Source organism: Marinobacter sp. DS40M6 (assembly GCF_028581595.1).
Classification (GTDB): domain Bacteria; phylum Pseudomonadota; class Gammaproteobacteria; order Pseudomonadales; family Oleiphilaceae; genus Marinobacter; species Marinobacter salarius.
On record NZ_JAFCAE010000002.1, the window covers coordinates 419,072 to 436,203 of the forward strand.

General features: G+C 55.1%; 21 protein-coding genes. 7 read left to right on the plus strand and 14 right to left on the minus strand.

Going from position 1 to position 17,132, the window contains the following annotated elements; all coding sequences use genetic code 11:
* Nucleotides 1–12 precede the first annotated feature (12 nt).
* On the minus strand, nt 13–888 hold the full coding sequence (locus JJO78_RS05910) for a LysR family transcriptional regulator (RefSeq protein WP_075195915.1): 876 nt from the start codon (nt 886–888) through the stop codon (nt 13–15).
* Between the two features lie 142 nt (nt 889–1,030).
* Here JJO78_RS05910 and gstA point away from each other — a divergent pair, with 142 nt between their 5' ends.
* The 3 genes from gstA to JJO78_RS05925 are packed head-to-tail and all read left to right on the plus strand — an operon-like array spanning nt 1,031 to nt 2,267.
* On the plus strand, nt 1,031–1,633 hold the full coding sequence (gene gstA / locus JJO78_RS05915) for a glutathione transferase GstA (protein WP_075195916.1): 603 nt from the start codon (nt 1,031–1,033) through the stop codon (nt 1,631–1,633).
* Entirely contained in the window at nt 1,630–2,019 is a 390-nt protein-coding gene (locus JJO78_RS05920) for a nuclear transport factor 2 family protein (RefSeq protein WP_075195917.1), read from the plus strand. The genes gstA and JJO78_RS05920 overlap by 4 nt, the downstream gene beginning before the upstream one ends.
* A gap of 2 nt (nt 2,020–2,021) precedes the next feature.
* A complete protein-coding gene (locus JJO78_RS05925) occupies nt 2,022–2,267 on the plus strand; it encodes a tautomerase family protein (RefSeq protein ID WP_075195918.1) in 246 nt (81 codons plus the stop codon).
* Between the two features lies 1 nt (nt 2,268).
* On the opposite strand, the gene JJO78_RS05930 is transcribed toward JJO78_RS05925, so the two are convergent.
* Genes JJO78_RS05930 through JJO78_RS05945 form a run of 4 tightly spaced genes read right to left on the minus strand, consistent with a single transcriptional unit; the run spans nt 2,269 to nt 5,962 of the window.
* Nucleotides 2,269–3,060, minus strand: coding sequence for a bestrophin-like domain (locus tag JJO78_RS05930; RefSeq protein WP_041335313.1), 792 nt, complete (start codon nt 3,058–3,060; stop codon nt 2,269–2,271).
* Between the two features lie 42 nt (nt 3,061–3,102).
* Nucleotides 3,103–4,407: a TRAP transporter large permease gene (locus JJO78_RS05935; protein ID WP_075195919.1), complete on the minus strand. Its 1,305-nt coding sequence runs from the start codon at nt 4,405–4,407 to the stop codon at nt 3,103–3,105.
* Nucleotides 4,397–4,891 carry a TRAP transporter small permease gene (locus JJO78_RS05940; protein ID WP_075195920.1) on the minus strand — a complete coding sequence of 165 codons (495 nt, stop codon included), beginning with the start codon at nt 4,889–4,891 and terminating at the stop codon, nt 4,397–4,399. Before JJO78_RS05940 ends, JJO78_RS05935 begins: the two co-directional genes overlap by 11 nt.
* Nucleotides 4,892–4,951: 60 nt before the next feature.
* The gene (locus JJO78_RS05945; protein ID WP_075195921.1) at nt 4,952–5,962 is read right to left on the minus strand and encodes a DctP family TRAP transporter solute-binding subunit; all 1,011 of its coding nucleotides are present in this window, start codon (nt 5,960–5,962) and stop codon (nt 4,952–4,954) included.
* Between the two features lie 231 nt (nt 5,963–6,193).
* On the opposite strand from JJO78_RS05945, the gene JJO78_RS05950 reads away from it, so the two are divergent.
* Complete coding sequence (locus tag JJO78_RS05950) at nt 6,194–7,501, plus strand: short-chain fatty acid transporter (RefSeq protein WP_075196020.1); 1,308 nt, start codon at nt 6,194–6,196, stop codon at nt 7,499–7,501.
* 132 nt (nt 7,502–7,633) lie between these two features.
* Here JJO78_RS05950 and JJO78_RS05955 read toward each other — a convergent pair whose 3' ends face one another.
* The 8 genes from JJO78_RS05955 to JJO78_RS05990 all read right to left on the minus strand — a co-directional run bounded on the left by JJO78_RS05955 (nt 7,634) and on the right by JJO78_RS05990 (nt 13,322).
* Nucleotides 7,634–7,888, minus strand: a complete 255-nt coding sequence (locus JJO78_RS05955) for a hypothetical protein (protein ID WP_075195922.1) — start codon at nt 7,886–7,888, stop codon at nt 7,634–7,636.
* A gap of 200 nt (nt 7,889–8,088) precedes the next feature.
* A complete protein-coding gene (locus JJO78_RS05960; protein WP_075195923.1) occupies nt 8,089–9,012 on the minus strand; it encodes a M14 family metallopeptidase in 924 nt (307 codons plus the stop codon).
* Nucleotides 9,013–9,036: 24 nt separating this feature from the next.
* On the minus strand, nt 9,037–9,726 hold the full coding sequence (locus JJO78_RS05965) for a DUF899 domain-containing protein (RefSeq protein WP_273623095.1): 690 nt from the start codon (nt 9,724–9,726) through the stop codon (nt 9,037–9,039).
* Nucleotides 9,727–9,820: 94 nt separating this feature from the next.
* Nucleotides 9,821–10,228, minus strand: a complete 408-nt coding sequence (locus JJO78_RS05970; RefSeq protein ID WP_041335301.1) for a VOC family protein — start codon at nt 10,226–10,228, stop codon at nt 9,821–9,823.
* A gap of 120 nt (nt 10,229–10,348) precedes the next feature.
* Nucleotides 10,349–10,924 (minus strand): O-methyltransferase, encoded by a 576-nt coding sequence (locus tag JJO78_RS05975; protein WP_075195925.1) that lies wholly within the window; start codon nt 10,922–10,924, stop codon nt 10,349–10,351.
* Nucleotides 10,925–10,946: 22 nt separating this feature from the next.
* The gene (locus JJO78_RS05980) at nt 10,947–11,978 is read right to left on the minus strand and encodes a branched-chain amino acid aminotransferase (RefSeq protein ID WP_075195926.1); all 1,032 of its coding nucleotides are present in this window, start codon (nt 11,976–11,978) and stop codon (nt 10,947–10,949) included.
* A gap of 479 nt (nt 11,979–12,457) precedes the next feature.
* A complete protein-coding gene (locus JJO78_RS05985; RefSeq protein WP_075195927.1) occupies nt 12,458–12,808 on the minus strand; it encodes a VOC family protein in 351 nt (116 codons plus the stop codon).
* A gap of 193 nt (nt 12,809–13,001) precedes the next feature.
* Nucleotides 13,002–13,322, minus strand: a complete 321-nt coding sequence (locus tag JJO78_RS05990) for a winged helix-turn-helix transcriptional regulator (protein ID WP_218618582.1) — start codon at nt 13,320–13,322, stop codon at nt 13,002–13,004.
* Nucleotides 13,323–13,464: 142 nt separating this feature from the next.
* Between JJO78_RS05990 and JJO78_RS05995 the strand changes: the two genes are divergently transcribed.
* Nucleotides 13,465–13,701 carry a thioredoxin family protein gene (locus JJO78_RS05995; RefSeq protein WP_075195929.1) on the plus strand — a complete coding sequence of 79 codons (237 nt, stop codon included), beginning with the start codon at nt 13,465–13,467 and terminating at the stop codon, nt 13,699–13,701.
* Nucleotides 13,702–13,755: 54 nt separating this feature from the next.
* Here the strand turns inward: JJO78_RS05995 and pdxR are convergent, their stop codons facing one another.
* Nucleotides 13,756–15,225: a MocR-like pyridoxine biosynthesis transcription factor PdxR gene (gene pdxR, locus JJO78_RS06000; RefSeq protein ID WP_075195930.1), complete on the minus strand. Its 1,470-nt coding sequence runs from the start codon at nt 15,223–15,225 to the stop codon at nt 13,756–13,758.
* Nucleotides 15,226–15,334: 109 nt separating this feature from the next.
* Here pdxR and JJO78_RS06005 point away from each other — a divergent pair, with 109 nt between their 5' ends.
* Nucleotides 15,335–16,111, plus strand: coding sequence for an aldolase (locus tag JJO78_RS06005; RefSeq protein WP_075195931.1), 777 nt, complete (start codon nt 15,335–15,337; stop codon nt 16,109–16,111).
* 24 nt (nt 16,112–16,135) lie between these two features.
* The gene (locus JJO78_RS06010) at nt 16,136–17,014 is read left to right on the plus strand and encodes a dihydrodipicolinate synthase family protein (RefSeq protein ID WP_075195932.1); all 879 of its coding nucleotides are present in this window, start codon (nt 16,136–16,138) and stop codon (nt 17,012–17,014) included.
* Nucleotides 17,015–17,132 lie beyond the last annotated feature (118 nt).

The window sequence follows — 17,132 nt, forward strand, 5'->3', positions numbered from 1 at the left end:
ACCTCTAGATTCTTAATTGGTGGAGAGTCGCTCCCAAAGCTCATGGGCAACCACCCCCAGAGCGCCTTCCCGACGACGCACCAGGTGAAGCTGTGAACGGCGGATCGGGTAACCTTTCAGATCAAGCGTTACCAGTTCGCCGGCCTCCAATTCACGGGCAATCAAATGCTCCGGCAGACCGCCCCATCCCATCCTGGCCATCACGATCTCTTTTTTAGCGGCAAAATCCGACACCGTCCACCTTAGGCTCTCCGGAACCACATCCCGGCTCTGGTCATATTGCCCCTGCCCGGTACCCGCCACCACAACCTGGACGTACGGGCGCATTTCAGCATTGCTCAGCCGCTTGCGACTGCTTGCCGGACCATAGCCGGGATGGGCTACCGGGATGATATTCACGGCGGTGTAGGGCGAAGCATGAACTGCCTCTGTGGAAAGACCATCCATTGTGGCGATGATAAAATCAACCTCGCCCGCCATGAGTCGTTCTGCACTGCCACCCATGGCATCCGACATCAGCCGGATATCCGTGGCTGGGTATGCCTCCTTGAGCTCACCAATCACTGACAGGAGATTACCCAACGGACAAGTGGCGGATACCGACAGCCGCACCTCAGCTTCCTGGCTGGCCGACAACTTGCCGGCCAACTCCTTCAGAGCCTGTACCTGGTCCAGCACACCCCGTGCCTGGCGGTAATAGGCCTTACCGGCTGGGGTAAGCACCGGGCGGTAACTCTCCCGGGACAGCAGGGTTAGCCCGGTTTCCTCTTCCAGGCTTTTGATAGCCTGGCTCAAAGCGGGCTGGGATTTGTAGAGCACCTCAGACGCTTTGCGAAAGCTGCCTTGCGTCACGATGGCATCCAGCACACGCAATTGCTCCAGCTTCATCGACGCCTCTCGTTTCTTCACCCAAAGATGATTCTATTAGATTATCATTATTATAATAACTCAATATTATTTTATTCTTATTGCAGACAGTAATCTCCTCTGTGTCCAAGCCCAGTGCTTATCACACAAAGGAGATCTACCCATGAAACTGTATTTCAAGCCCGGCGCCTGCTCACTGGCGACACACATTGTACTTAGAGAACTGGGTATTGATTTCACCCTTGAGCCCGTTGATACCCAAACCCAGCGCACCGAGTCCGGTATCGACTATAAAACCGTCAACCCCAAAGGTTATGTGCCGGCGCTGGATACCGGCAGAGCGGTACTGACCGAAGGCGCTGCGATCCTTCAATACCTGGCGGAATCAACTACATTGATACCCGACGTAGGCACCCTTGAGCGAGCCCGTTTGCAGGAGCACCTGAACTACATTGCATCAGAGCTGCACAAGGCCTTTGGCCCCTTCTTCAAAGCCAGCGCAACGGACGAACAGCGTGCCCAGGCACTGGAGACCATCCCCCGCCATTTCGACTACCTGGAGTCTCTGCTCGACGATGGTCGAGCCTATCTGGTGGGCGACACCTTCACCGTTGCTGACGCCTACCTTTTTGTAGTGTGCAGTTGGGCCGCCGTGCCCGGGATCGATCTCAAGGATTGGCCGTTCCTGAACACCCTCTGGAATCGCATGGCGGCCCGGCCGAGCGTTAAAGCCGCAATGTTGTCGGAAGGACTGGTCGCACAATGAACTCACCCAAGCCTTACGAAGCCATCCCGGTCCTGCTCGAAACCTATTTTGAAGGACTGCACAAGGCCGACAGCGCCATGCTCTCTGGCGTGTTCCATCCGCACGCCCAGTATGTGAGTGCGACACCAGAGGATTACCGGGTACTGTCGTTCGACGAATACCGGAAGGTGCTGGATCAACGGGTGCCGCCAGCAAGCAACGGAGAAACCCGCAACGAGCGCATCATTTCGATCGAAACGGGAGGCCCGACTCTCGCGTTCGCGCGAGTGGAAATGACCATGATGGGCCGCGACTACACCGATTTCCTGACCCTGATCTACGATCAAGGCCGCTGGGCCATCATGGCCAAAATCTTTCACTATGAAATCACAAGCCAGGGAGACTGACCATGCCGTACGTCAATATCAAAATTACCCGCGAAGGCGGCCCGGAGGGCAAGGGACCTTCTGCGCAACAGAAAGCGGAACTGATCGCGGGCGTTACCGACTTGCTCGTTCGAATTCTGGACAAGAAACCGGCCTCAACCATGGTCGTGATTGATGAAGTGGCGCTTGAGGACTGGGGAATCGGGGGATTGCCGGTGCCAGAATATCGGGCGCAAGTGACTAAGCACAAGACAACGGCAAGGGAATGAATCACTCCTTGCGATCATTCAGCAGTTGAGTCATGACACTCTGGTTCACCTGTATAAGACCGCGTTTTGGTCGATCCAGATCAATTATTATAAAGACGATCAAGGTAATCAGTATGGAAACCAACACTATCGGCGCGAACATACGTTTTCCACTCAACCCTGCGGAATACCCCATTATCCCACCTGAGGAGACGAACACTATAAACAGTAAAACCAGTACAACTTCTGGAACTTGCATTTGAAGCAATGCATTTCTTTTACCTTGGCTATCAATAACGTCATTGAGTGATTTTACAAATGCGCCAGTTGTTACCGGGCGGGGGTCCACCTCGGTAGCTGATATTGCCAATGCCCATAACCGATTCTGCAAGTCGGCGATTTTATCATTGTAGGAAGTACGCTCTTCCGTTTTGGTAAGGTCCAACTGGCCAATTTCTACACGCAAACCAACATATTGCCGGAATAGATTGCCAGCTTCGTCTCTGTATTCCTCTGGCAGCAATTGAACCCTCAGTATTGCGGTTCCTATGGCATTCGCTTCATCTATTAAGGCCATACTTCGATTATCATATCGTTGCATGGACATGCTGAATGTAAACCCGAGCAACAATGCCAATAAACCCAGTACGCTGGCCTGAATGGAACTCGTAAGCGCTTTAACTTCATCGTCCGTATGGGACTGTACGAAGCGCCCTACTCTAAATCCCACTTCATTAAGCGCAACTATCGCCATGAAGAGAATTACAACGATAACGACACTGCTGAATCCGTAAAGCAGATCAAGTTGGTTCATAGGTAATCCTTGGGGAGGCCGCGAAGCGTAGCGGTGCTCTATTTACCATGGACCCACGACATAACCAAGCTTTTCCGGTAACCACAACGCAATCCCCGGCACCAACATCACCAGCACCAGGCTGACAGCCATCGCAGCCACAAACACCATGGCCCAACCGATGGTGTGTTCCAGGCGGATGTTGGCGATGCGGGTGGTGACCATCAGGTTCACGGCGACCGGTGGTGTGAACTGGCCAATGGCGATGTTCATGGCCAGCAATATGCCAAACCAGATCGGGTTCCAGCCAAAGTGATTCATCAGCGGCAGAACAATCGGAATCAGGATCAGGTAGATCGAGATGGCATCCAGCAGCATCCCGGCAATCAGCACCAGGACCATCACCAGACCCAACAGCACCCAGCCGTTTTCCGAGAGCGACAACAAGGCATCCGCAAGGTGCTGGAAAGTACCCAGCGTCGTCCCCGCCCAGGCGAAGATGCCCGCCAGCGCAATGATAAACATCACCACGCCGGAGGTAACGGCGGCGTCTGTCATCAGGCCCCAGAGGTTCCGCAGGCTGAGATTGCGATACAACACGCAACCGACCAGCACGCCGTATGCCACCGCCACCACGGCCGCCTCAGTGGGCGTAAACAGGCCTGAGCGCAGGCCCCCAAGGATGATCACCGGTGCAAACAGCGCGGGCAAGGCCGCCTTGAGGCTGGGCCAGAAAGGCGGGCGTTCGACCGCTTCGGGGTCTTCCCAACGGTACTTCTTCGCAAAATACAACGCTGGCGCCAGCAAGGACGCGCCCGCCAGAATGCCCGGAAAAATACCAGCGGCGAACAGCGCCCGCAGATCAACACCAGGCACCACGATGGAATAAAGAATCAATGCAATGGACGGCGGAATCAGGATTGCTGTGGACGACGAAGCCGCAATCAATGACGCCGAAAACGGCTTCGGATAACCGGCCTTCTGCATGCTTGGCAGCATCACCATGGCAACAGCGGCCGCATCAGCTGGACCAGAACCGCTCATGCCACCCATGATCAGGCACACCAGCACCGCGACAACGGTCAGCCCACCATGGCGGGGGCCGATGATCGACTGGGCAAACCGCACCAGCGCGGCGGCAACGCCCGCACGCTCGAAGATCAGGCCGGTCAGGATAAACAGGGGAATCGCAATCAGCGGGTATTTGGCCACGCTGTTATACGTGTTGGTACCAAACGTGCCCAGCATCGCGGGCGGCAGTCCCGCGACGATACCCACCAGCCCGCCCAGGCCCAGGGCAATTGCGACCGGCATGCCCAACAGCAACGCCAGCAGGAAACTGCCAATCATCAGCAGATCAGGACTCATGGATCACCTCTGGGGCTTCCCGGCCGCGAAGGCGATCAACAAGGTTCTGGGTCAGGCGGATAATGATGGCTGCAGATAGTAGCGGCAGCCAGATCACGTAAATCCAGTTAGGTAATCCCAGGCCTGGTGACAATGACTCCCACTGGTATTCCTGCATGGCGAAGGTACTGCCATACCACGTCATGATCCCCAGGACTGTCACCCCGCCCAGCCATTGCAGGACAAACACCACCTTTCGTGCCCAGGGCGGCAGATAGTGCTCGATCAACTCAATGCGAATGTGCTGGTTGTGTCGCGCAGCCACCGCAGCGCCTGCGAAGGTAAGCACCACCAAAAGGAACACCGAGAATTCCTCGGTAAAGGCAAAGGAGGCATCTGTCGCGTAGCGCACGATCACATTGCCGAGGCTGATCAAGCAGATCGCAACCAGGGCAATGGTGGCCAGCCAGGCATCGAGCCGGAATTTGGGAGGACGGGACGGCATGGTAACTCCGGTTCGGAAAGAGCGCCCACCGGCAACGGTGGGCGCCTGAACAGATCGCGCTTACTGGTTACGGTTGGCGACCGCTTCCTGCGCTTGCTTGACCAGATCCTCGCCAATGCGCGGAGTCCAAGTTTCATAAACCGACTGGGTGGCCTTCATGAAGGCATCACGCTGCTCATCAGTCAGTTCGGTGACCTCTACGCCACGTTCCTTGATGGCGGCCAGGGTCGCGTCGATTTCGCTACGGGATTTCTCGATTTCCCACTGGCCGGCATCAATCGCCGCCTGCTTCAGCAGCGCCTGATCTTCCTCGCTGAATTGGTCCCAGATGCTGTTGCTGACTGCAAACACCAGCGGGTCCGCCATGTAGTGCCAGCGGGTCAGGTACTTCTGGCCAACCTGATCGATACGCGCCACGTCAAAGACCGATAGCGGGTTCTCCTGGCCGTCGACGGCACCGGTGGTCAGCGCCGGCTTGGCATCGGCCCAGCTCATCTGGGTGGGGTTAGCGCCCAGGGCCGTAAAGGTATCCTGGAACAGCGGCGAACCGACTACGCGTATTTTCAGGCCATCCAGGTCGGCCGGCTCATCGATGGTCAGCTTGGAGTTGGAGAGCTCGCGGAAGCCATTCTCGCCCCAGGCCAGCGGTGTAACACCACGCTTCTTGATCGCGGCAAAGACAGCTTCGCCAGCCTCGCCTTGGGTGATCGCATCGATGGCGGCATAATCCGGCATCAGGAAAGGCAGGGAAAACAGGTTCAGCTCAGGCACCTGAGGCGACCAGTTGATGGTGGACCCCACCGACATATCGATCAGCCCGGAGCGCATCGCCGAGAACTCTTTGGTCTGGTCACCGGAAACCAGTTGGGAGTTGCTGTAGATTTTCATGTTGATACGCCCATCGGAGCGCTCTTTCACCAGCTCCACCCATTTGTCGGCAGCCTGGCCCCAGGGAAACGCAGACGGCAGTACGGTGGAAACGGTGTATTCATCCTTGTAATCGGCTTGAGCAACGGCACTGAACAGCAGGGTAGCCGCCGCGGCAGCAAGAAGAGAGCGACGTTTCAACATGTGGTTTTCCTTTTTATTGGGATTGTGAAGATCGCTGTGCCGCTATCAGGCAGCGGACCAACGATTGATTATAGAAATCGGGCTATCTGGGAGCAATAGACGATGGTGGGAGTACCCCCTCCCCCAATGAATGAGTAATGCAATACGGCGAAAGGATAGTTGGTGCTACCCCAGGCTTTTAGTTTAGCTTGCCAGCAACAAAACAAGCTGAAAAAAATATTGGGGGACAATGTGTTAGACAGAGCAGCCAAACCTATGGTCAGTCTGGTAGACAAATACCTACCGGACCCCTACCTATTCGTCATCATACTGACACTGCTGTCATTCGTTGCCGCTATGGTGTTCCAGGGGCATAGCCCCATGGCGGTAGTAGAGATGTGGGGGGACGGTTTCTGGAACCTGCTGACCTTCTCAATGCAAATGCTGCTGGTACTGGTCACCGGCTTCATGATGGCGAGCACCCCACTGGTGCGTGGCATCCTGAACCGGATTGCAGGCCTTGCCAGAACACCGGGCCAGGCAATTGTACTGGTTACCTTCATCGCGCTGATCGCCAGTTGGATCAACTGGGGCTTTGGCCTGGTGGTCGGCGCGCTGTTTGCCAAAGCCCTCGCCCGGCAAATCCGCGTACACTATCCGTTGCTGATCGCCAGTGCCTATTCCGGGTTCATTGTCTGGCACGGCGGGCTTGCAGGCTCCATCCCACTGACGATTGCCACAGAGAACCACTTCACTGCAGATGTGATCGGCGTTATCGGCACCAGTGAAACCATCTTCGCCTTCTTCAACCTGGCCATCGTCGCCGCACTTTTTATTATTGTGCCCCTGGTTAACCGACTCATGCTGCCAGACGAAAGAGACAGCGTGTACGCGGACCCTAAAATCCTGGACGATGAGCCCGACACCTCGGTTGTTATCAATCGCCCGGCCGACTACCTGGAGAACAGCAGAATACTTGCCTGGTTGATCGGATTCAGTGGTATCGCATTCATCTTCCAATACTTTATCGAGGGTGGCGGGCTGAACCTGAACATCGTGAACTTCATGTTCCTGTTCGTTGCCATCATCCTGCACCAGACCCCAAAGCGCCTGCTTGCCAGCCTGAATGAAGCCGTGAAAGGCGGCGCCGGCATCGTTATCCAGTTTCCGTTCTACGCCGGCATCATGAGCGTAATGACAGCTTCCGGACTGGCAGCAAGCATCTCAACAGGGTTTGTGTCCATTGCGAGCGCCGAGAGCTTGCCATTCTGGAGCTTTATCAGCGCCGGGGTGGTCAACATATTCGTGCCATCCGGCGGCGGCCAGTGGGCCGTTCAGGCGCCGGTTATGCTGCCTGCTGCACAGGAGCTTGGCGCTGACATATCCAGAGTGGCCATGGGGGTTGCGTGGGGCGACGCCTGGACCAATCTCTTACAACCTTTCTGGGCTCTGCCTGTGCTTGCCATCGCTGGGCTGAAAGCCAAGGACATCATGGGCTACTGCCTGATGCTGCTGATCGTCACCGGCATCATTATCAGCGCGGGCCTGACCTGGCTTTAACTGCCATCCAAATATAAAGGCCGGAGAGTAGCGCTACTCTCCGGCCTTTGACACGGATAAAAGCTATCTAGACACGCGTTCAGGACACGCCTCTAGCGCTTCCTCAGAATGGCGCGGTCGTGCTCAACAAAATCACATGCTTTTACCTTGGGCCATATGCCGCTCATGGAGCTCATTGTTATACTCACCAAGGCGCTCACGAGCGTTCTCAAGCTCTTTCCAGGCTTCCTGTAGCTCCGATAGATCTTCCTCGGCGGGCGCCTGGTCCTTGGTGCCACTATCGAGGCTTTCGTATTTGGCATCTATCCGCTCAGCCACGTTCTGGTACTTGGCCCAGGCCGCCTGATACTGTTCCCGCTCGCGTTTCCAGTTTTGTGCGTTTGCCATTGCTTACCTCCCACTGGTGCAATTGAGTGATGGGGGATCTTTCGCCTCACTCATCATGACGTTACGGCGGGAAGGGGCTTTTTCAACCAGAGACAAATTACGGAATAGACAGTTGGAAGCCGCCTGGGTTGAGCAGCCCCTCAAACATTTGTGCTGCTCATAACGACCCACGTTAGTTGCAGAATCATGACTGTCCTTCCCTACGGGTTCACCAGCACGTAGTCGATCGCCGCACACACGGCAGTAGCCTGCGCTGCATTGCATTGCTCGGGGGTCACTCGTGCGCTGTCGGGATAGACTTCAGTGGTGGTCCTGTATGGAGCACTGGTGATACTGGCGCACAGGCCCAGCTGTTTGAGCGGGTACTGAATGACGCCTCGAGCGGCGACCGGTGAGCCAAAGATCTCACCGTTACCATCAGCCGGTGCGATGTGTGTGACCTGCTCCACCGCCTCAATCAACGCCTGTTGAAACTCGGGCTCTGGGCTTTCGCTGTCATCGACCAGATAGAAGCCGTCAGGAATTTCCCCCGGCTCGAACGGCTTGCCGTCTCGGGCCGCGAGCGCGGGACGAAACTCGGTTTCATCCGTATCAGTGGTCTCGTGCAGATCGATATGCATCAATGCATGATCGCGAACGGGGGCCACCAGTCGCATAAGCGCCGCCGCCTCATCCGCCAAACCGTCATCTCGGAACGAACGGTTCGGGTCGACCGCGTTCGGGTTCCAGCGATGGATGCGCTCGTATGCCCAAGGGCTGACGCACGGCGCGACCAACAGATTGACACGGCCCGCGTAATCCGCCGCATGCTGATCAAGAAACTGCAGTGCGCCGTGTACACCGCTGGTTTCATAGCCGTGTACCCCGCCTGTTATCAGCACGACTGGCAAATCCTCACGCCAGTCGCGGCTGCGAATCGCCATCAGCGGATAACGGTTGGCGCCATAATCCAGACGGCCATACTCTTCCACATCAAAACGTGGGCGCAGACGCTCGATCACGCTCAACACATCAGACTCATAGCTCCGTTGACGGGTCTGCTGTGACAACCACTCAGCACGTTCCACCTCACCCCAGGGAGTGCCAGGCTTACCGATGGGATAGGGTGCGGGAGCCGTGTTCATATCATCTTTCCTCCATATGAGTTGTCAGACGTCGTACTCATCGTGGCGGCGATTCCATACGTAGGGCTCCGTCTGAGGCCAGCCTTCCGGTGAGTCTTCCCAAGTTTCCTGGCGACCAAAGGGGGTCAAATCCAGGTATGTCCAGAGAGTGCCGAGATATTCGACGCCACGCGCACCCGTATAGTAGGTGCGGTAGATATCATCTCCGTCGCGAATAAAAACACTGGCACCGTGTCGTTCACCGTTATCCGTGGTTGCGCCGAAATCGACGTTAAAGTCGCTCTCGTAAGACGAATACCATGGAACAGGCGCCGTCCATCCCATCCGCGACCTGTACTGCATGAGTTTTTCCCTTGGTGCGCGTGACACCATAACCAACGACGTATCGCGAGCATGCAGGTGGGCCGGGTGTGTCATGGCATCTACCAACCAGGAGCAACCGTCGCAGCCAGCGTTCCAATCCGGGGCAAACATGAAGTGATAAACAATGAGCTGACGGCGCCCTTCGAACAAATCGAGCAGGGACACTGCGCCATTTTCCCCCTGGAGCGTATAGTGCTTGGCCACCTTGACCATCGGTAACTTCCTACGCTCTGCGTTCAGTGCATCCCGTGCCCGGGTTAACTCTTTCTCTTTTACAAGAAGCTGATCCAGCGCCGCTTTCCACTGTTCCGAAGAAACGACCGCCGGTAGTGGCTGTTTATCTGTCGCCATTGTCTGAGTCTCCTATGCGTTCAATGTAGGGCCTCCGGCAACCGCGGAAACTACGTAACACTGCGCACGGTTTTGGGCTGGAGTTGTCGCCACACTAGTTCGACAGGTTTAGCTGCCAAGACACACCATACCTATCATTCAACCACCCGAATTTCTGGCTAAAACCATAATTATCCAGCGGCATTAGCTCTGAGCCACCTTCTGCCAGGGCTTTAAATACTTCCTCAATTTCGCTCGCCGATTCGCACTCAACATACAGCGACATGGAGGGCGTAAACGTAAATTGGTGATCAAGGTGGCTGTCGAGCGCCATAAACTCTCGACCGTTTATCTTAAACTTCGCCATTTTCACAGAACCTTCTGGTTCATGCTCGCCGGCCTGGTAACGTTGAATATCGACGATCTCTGAACCAACGAATAGCGAGGTATAAAACCTGATGGCCTCCTCGGCTTTCCCAGCCTGCTCTCCAACAAACATGAGTGATGTTGCAATAGATCTCATCTGTGCCTCCATTCCAATCAGATAACATTCCGCTGCGGGCCACACACGCGCGCATCCGCCCCTGGTGCTTAACGAGGTTGTAGAGAAACCGCTTCCAAGCGTTCCCACCACCAGTCTTGATTATGTTTTTTTACACGCCACGAACTCACCTTTGCCTACCGGCACAGTAGTGGTGGTAAACCCGCCAGTGCTGTCGACAAAATCAATGAATTCCCTCAGTTCCTCAGCGTGCGAAACCGCATTGTCACACACCAGAATGCCCCCGGGCCGAATGAGGGAAACGATTTGGCCAGCAACTTGAACGTAGCTCGCGCGGTCGGCGTCAAGAAAAACCAGATCAAACAAACGGCTAGCTTGCCCGAGATAATCGACGGCGCCCATTTGTACCACAGTGATCTTATGATCGAGATTGGCACGTTTGAAGTTGCTTTTGGCCTGACTAATCTTGAACGGAGACACTTCCAGAGTGGTCACATGTCCATCCTCTGGTAGCGCGGACGCTATCCACAAAGTGGAATAACCGTTAGACGTTCCGATCTCCAGAACCTGTCTCACTGCGCCAGCTTTTATCAGTACCGACAAGAACTCCCCGGTATCCCTGGTGATGTTGAGATACTTGCGATCTTTCTGCTCTACCGACGCATCGTTCTCTTTCCCTAGCGTCTCGAGTTCTTCTAAAAGTTCCTTGAGTTTCACGTCGCTACTCCAGAAGCAACATTCAGCTCAGCCAGCCGAATCTATCTTCAGTTCTACCAGATTGCAGTGCCCGCAGTGCGTCGCTCAGTTTTCGAGTGTTAGGGCCGGTGCTACCATCGCCTACCTTGTATGTAGCGCCTTTGTGCACAAACGACCCCACACCAGAAAGAACAGCCGCTGTTCCGGATAACGCGGCTTCTCCGGTCTGAATCCAATCCATGACCTCAGCAACGGTAAAATCTCGTTCGATGACGTCATAGTTCAAGTCTCGAGCAAGGGTTATTACCGAATCCCGGGTGACGCCATGCAGAAACGACGCATCCAAAGGCTTCGTGAGCAGCTGAGAATCATTGATCAGGAAGAAGTTCGACGCCCCTGTTTCCTGCACATCGCCGTTCGGGCAGAACAACACCTGATCTGCTCCATGTTCTTTCCTGGCTTTAACGACATGGCGAAGCGCTGAGGCATAATTACCTCCGGCTTTCGCCTGACCGAAGCCGGGAGTACTCCGCAACTCCTGATCTTCGATCAGGATAGTCAAACCATGACCACCTCTCGAGAAATAATCTCCGACGGGCGACGCCAACACATAGAGCATGGCCTGTGCAGAGGGCGCACCCGCCGAACCGATGTTCTCCTCCGTGCCAATCAGCGCCGGCCGTAGGTAGAGCGCACCAGGTGCTTCCGGTATATCGTCAAAACATAAATCAACGAGTTGGCGGATCATTGCTTCGACAATGTCGGCGGGCGGCAGAGGCAAGCAAAGCAACTCGGCGCTGCGCTGGAAGCGTTCAACATGGCGGTCGAGGCGAAAAATACGAACGCCGCCATTCTGCATCCGAAAAGCTTTCATGCCCTCGAAACACGAACTGCCATAATGCAACACATGAGATGCTGGGTGTAGCGGCAAAGGTCCTACCGGCAGTGTCTCCACCTCAGACCAACGCCCATCGGCAAAACGGACGAGTGTCATATGATCGCAAAACTGAGTGCCAAATGGCGAGGCGGTATGATTAGCTGACGATACAAGCTTTGCTGACGGGGTTTCTTTCACGATTGAATGCCTCCGCAGAGACAGCGACCCATTTGCTTCATCTGTACACCTCCTTGTCTGCTTGTTTGATCCCGTCAGAACCTGGACTGAATCGACTGTTCCATACCTAACATTCAGTTTGAATTTTGGCTCCCTTTTGAACCAAACCCATGAACCGGTGCAGGCCACCACTGCTGTGGCCTATTCGCTTTATATCTCAATGTACCACTTGGGTTTCGTGCGCCCGAAATCCCGGCGGACATTTGCTTTCAGTGCCTTCCTGGAATCCAACACCTTTGCATCACCACGCTCTCTGACCAAAGCGCCGTATCGTCGGCGTAAATACCCAGCGCGTTTGCAGTCCGTTTAGCCTCGGCATAACTGATGCCTGCTAAAGCTGCACTTGCGGCTATACCACAACCAGTGGTTTCTTCCTGAACAACGGGTTCCATATTTTTACCATCTGACACGGAACGAACCGTTAGAGCAATCCCCAACGGTTACTCATGCTGTAAAACATTGATGAGCTTCCCGAACGGATCACGAACATAGAACCGACGAACACCCCAGGGCTCACTTACCGGGCCATACTCAATCTCAATATTTCCATTCTTCACTCTCTCCAAAGCGATCTCCAGGTTATCAACCTCGATAGACAGATCAGGAACTGGCGTTCCGGAGCCACCTTCCGATGCCACGCTTACCTGAGTGGTCATTTCCTCGCCCGAGCTATAGGTTCTTATCCATCCATGATCCATCACAATCTTAAGCCCAAAAATAGCCGAGTAGAATTTCTCTGCTTCGGAGGGGGTTGCCGCCGCTATGTTGGTAACTATTCGTTTTACCTTCATTTTGTCTCCCACAGATTGAGGTTCATTTAGCTCTAACCGGTGACCGCTGAACCGCTAAGCGTCTGAAAGCTGAACGAAACTGTCGAGGCAAATGTTCTCGCTCATGAGTTCAGTTTGCCGCTGGCGCGGCCAACAAAATGCCTATTCTCTGTTGGTTCCAAGAAGGCTCATATGCGTTATGTGGTAGTTGCATCTACACAGAATTTTCACTTTTTTCGCTCATTTCGACATCGAGATCTTGGATTTGCTGAATGATTTTGATGAGCCTCTGACCAGACTTGGTCAGCGAATACTCGGTACGCGGTGGGACCTCCGGGAAGCTCTCCTTGTGCATCAGGCCATATGCCGTAAGTTTTCGAAGTCGTTCAGAGAGGACTTTTGCCGAGATTCCTTCAATATGTCGCTCAAGGGCCCCAGGCCGGTTAACCCCCTTCTCCACGGCGAGAAGGACGGAAACCGACCATTTGCAGCCCACTATGTCCTCCAACTTGCGATAGGTGCTGCGAGTCTGCAAGAATTTTTCTCCTTTCATTTCGACAAATTACACCAAAAGGTGCCCAGCCCACTCATTTGTGCCCACTAGTCAACGCACTCTGCCAACTCTATCGTTTAGTCGTGCGCACGCCAATCAACCAACAGATATTAGGAGTTCAATAATGAGTGGCAAAGCTATTTTCTACCACGCAGGATGCCCTGTATGTGTCGCTGCTGAGGACCATGTTGCCGAGGCGATTGATCGCTCTCGCTACGATGTTGAAGTGGTCCATCTTGGCAATGACAAGGCGAGAATCGCCGAAGCCGAGGCAGCCGGAGTCAAGTCAGTCCCGGCTCTTGTCTTGGAAGGGGCTCCGTTCCATATCAACTTTGGGGCAAGCATCTCAGATCTGAAGTAATCGTTGCCTCCACTCGCGGCGCCTCTGATTGCTGAGGCGCCGTACTTTCGCTGTCTAACGTCCTGTCGAGTTCAACTCCTCCGCTAACAACTCCACCGATTGGGTTATCTCAGCTTTACTTAACGCTCCAAACCCAAATCGCAGGTGAGTCGGCGCCACCTGATCGTCCGTATAAGCAGTACTAAGGGTCGAATCCTTACCTGGCAGGCTATCCAGCTCCCGGCTTTTGGCCAGCTTGGAAATATCAACCCAGATAGCCATTCCGCCGGTAGGCAAGGTAAAAGATACCTTGTCACCAAATACCCGGGCGAACTCGGCTGCAGCAAAATTACGCCGGGCCTCATACTCCTTGCGCGTCTTACGAATGTGACGCCGGACCTCACCAGACTCCATCAGGTTAGACAAAACCTGCTCTGTGACTGTATTGCCCTGACGGTCAATGAGTATGATTTCCTGTGCAGCACGTTCAATGAACCGGATATCCGCTGCGATGTAGCCAAGCCTTAAACCCGGCGCAAACACTTTGGACATCGAGCCGATATGCACCACGTTCTCGGCATTGGGCAAGCTCGCAAGTGGGGGAACAGGGTTCGTCTCATAGTGGAATTCATGGTCATAATCATCCTCCAACACCGCGAACCTGTGTGCTTTGGAAAGTTCTAGCAGTGTTAGCCGCCGATCCATGGGCAGGCAAACGGTGGTGGGATACTGGTGATGCGGTGTGACATAAATGGCGGCAACCGAATGCTCGGCGAGTAATGCCTGTAGGTGTTCGATATCCAGCCCCTGGCCATCCAGCCTGCATTTCAGCACCTTGAAACCATTCGACTCGAAGGCTGCCCGGGCGGGCAGATAGCAGAGATCTTCCATCACGATGGCCCCCTTACTCGGGTCTAGAATACGGGAAGCGAGATAGATACCCATCTGGCTACCCCTGACAATGCACACCTGCTCGGCTGAGCAATTCATAAAGCGGTCACCAGACAGCATCTTCGCAACCGACTTGCGCAGGTCAACACTGCCTTTGGGATCGCCATAGCCCAGCCTGGAGTTGCGGCTCAGCTCAATACAGACCCGTCGATAAGTGCGCGCCAGCAGTTGATAGGGGATCAACCGGGAATCCGGGGTGCCGTCATTGGTGACCGGCATTGCGTTGTAGGCGCTAAGCGCGTCCTGATAGAGGATTTCCACCAGCTCCGAGGCGGATCGAGTCCTGTTGGTACTGTTAACCAGTTGATGGTCAGAGGACGACAGCCCCTGCTCGGGCAGGGTCTCGGACACAAAGGTTCCCGACCGCGGGCGCGTAACCAGCCAGCCCTGGGCCTCCAGCTCCTCATACACCTGTTGCACGGTTTTGCGATTTACACCCAACTGCTCGGCCAGTGAGCGGGAGCCCGGCAGCATGCTCCCCGGCGACAGCCGGCCTTCCTTGATATCCACCGTCAACGTATTCAGCAATCTTGCATGCAGGGTTTTGCCGGGGCTGTCCTCCAGCCACAGCTGCGTTTTCCAGGGTCTTAACATGCCCGCCTCTCCACTGGACCAGAAAACCTAACAAAACTGGCTCTTATTGCCGGTCCAGAATAGCGATATCGTTCTCCCCACGTCAAAGCTGACACCAAGGAGAACGCGTATGAAGACCGCCACCACAAGCAAGCAGGCACTGATGCAGAGCACCGAACGCGATATGCAAAGCCTGATTCAGGATATGGAACTGACCGACCATGAGAAGCTCGCGCTCACCTGTCGCATTCTGTTCGACAAGGGCCATGACTCCGGCCTGGCGGGCCAGATCACCTGTCGTACCGAGCACCGCGACACCTTCCTGACCCAGCGACTGGGGCTGGGGTTCGACGAGATTACGGCCGACAACCTGATCACTGTCGACCATGATCTCAAGCCGCTGGCAGGGGAAGGCATGCCCAACCCCGCCAACCGCTTCCATACCTGGATCTACAAAGAGCATCCGGAGGTTAACTGCATTATTCACACCCACCCGACCCACGTGGCTGCGCTGGCCATGCTGGAGGTACCACTGCAGATCTCCCAGATGGACGTCTGCGCTCTGTACGACGACTGCTCGTTCGTCGCGGACTGGCCTGGTGTCCCCGTAGGCAATGAGGAAGGCGTGCTGATCTCAAACGCCCTGGGCAACAACCGCGCCGTATTCCTCTCCCACCACGGCCAACTGGTCACCGGCAAGACGATCGAAGAGGCCTGCAACCTGGCCGTGCTGATAGAGCGCGCGGCACAGCTGCAGCTGCTTGCGATGGCTGCAGGAGAGATCAAGCCGCTGCCACACGAGCTGGCCCGGGAAGCACACGACTGGGTATCCACCGACAAGCGCAACAAAGTGAATTTTGCCTACTACGCACGGCAGGCGCTTAAACACCACGCGGACTGCATTTAACAACCTTTTTTCGAGGAACAGGACATGAACCTATCAGGCATCATTGGCTATCCGGTAACCCCTTTTAGCCAGGACAATAAACAGGTTGACCTCAATAAGCTCGGCGACGTCATCGATGTGCTGCTTGAAGCCAAAGTGGACGCCATAGCGGCCTTGGGCAGTGCCGGTGAAGCCGCCTATTTGAGTGAAGCGGAATGGAAGCAGGTCGCCGAGTACACGGTGCGGCATATTGCGGGTAAGGTGCCGGTGGTCATCGGCATCGCCGAGCTGACCACCGAACAGGCTATGCGAAAAGCGCAGCATGTCTATCAAATTGGTGCGGACGCGATCATGCTCTCGCCATTCTCGTACTACAAGTTGAGCGAGGCGGAAACCTTCCAGCACTATGAAACAGTCGCAAGCGCCAGCCCACTGCCCATCATGATCTACAACAACCCCGCCACCTGCGGCGTGGATATGTCCCCAGAATTCATGCTGGAAATGGTTGAGCGCATCCCGAACGCCAGCATGATCAAGGAAAGCACCGGCGACATTCAGCGTATGCATAAAATCTACACGCTATCGGATGGCAAAGTGCCATTCTTTAATGGCTGCAACCACATGGCCCTCGAAGCCCTCAATGCGGGTGCCACCGGCTGGTGTACGGCGGCACCCTGCCTGATCGGTGACAAGCCGAAGCAGCTGTATGATGCCGTTAAGCAAGGTGAAAACGAGAAAGCCAAAGAGCTGTTTTACCGGCAGTACGCGTTTCTGGAGTTTATCGTTTCATCGGGCTTGGCGGCAGCGGTGAAATCCGGCCTGGCCCTGCAAGGCAACGATGTCGGCAACCCGAGAAAGCCTCTTCTGCCTTTGAATGAGCAGGCACAGCAGCGCCTTCAGGGAATGTTGGAGGGGCTTGCTTAAGAGCAGGTGATAACAAAGGCTATTGCGGAGTTATCGATGCCTGTCTATTGAAGTGAGGGAAGTCCACGGTTTTGTGGTGAAGGCGCCGCCGCAACGAAAAAGCCGTGGACTTAAAGGC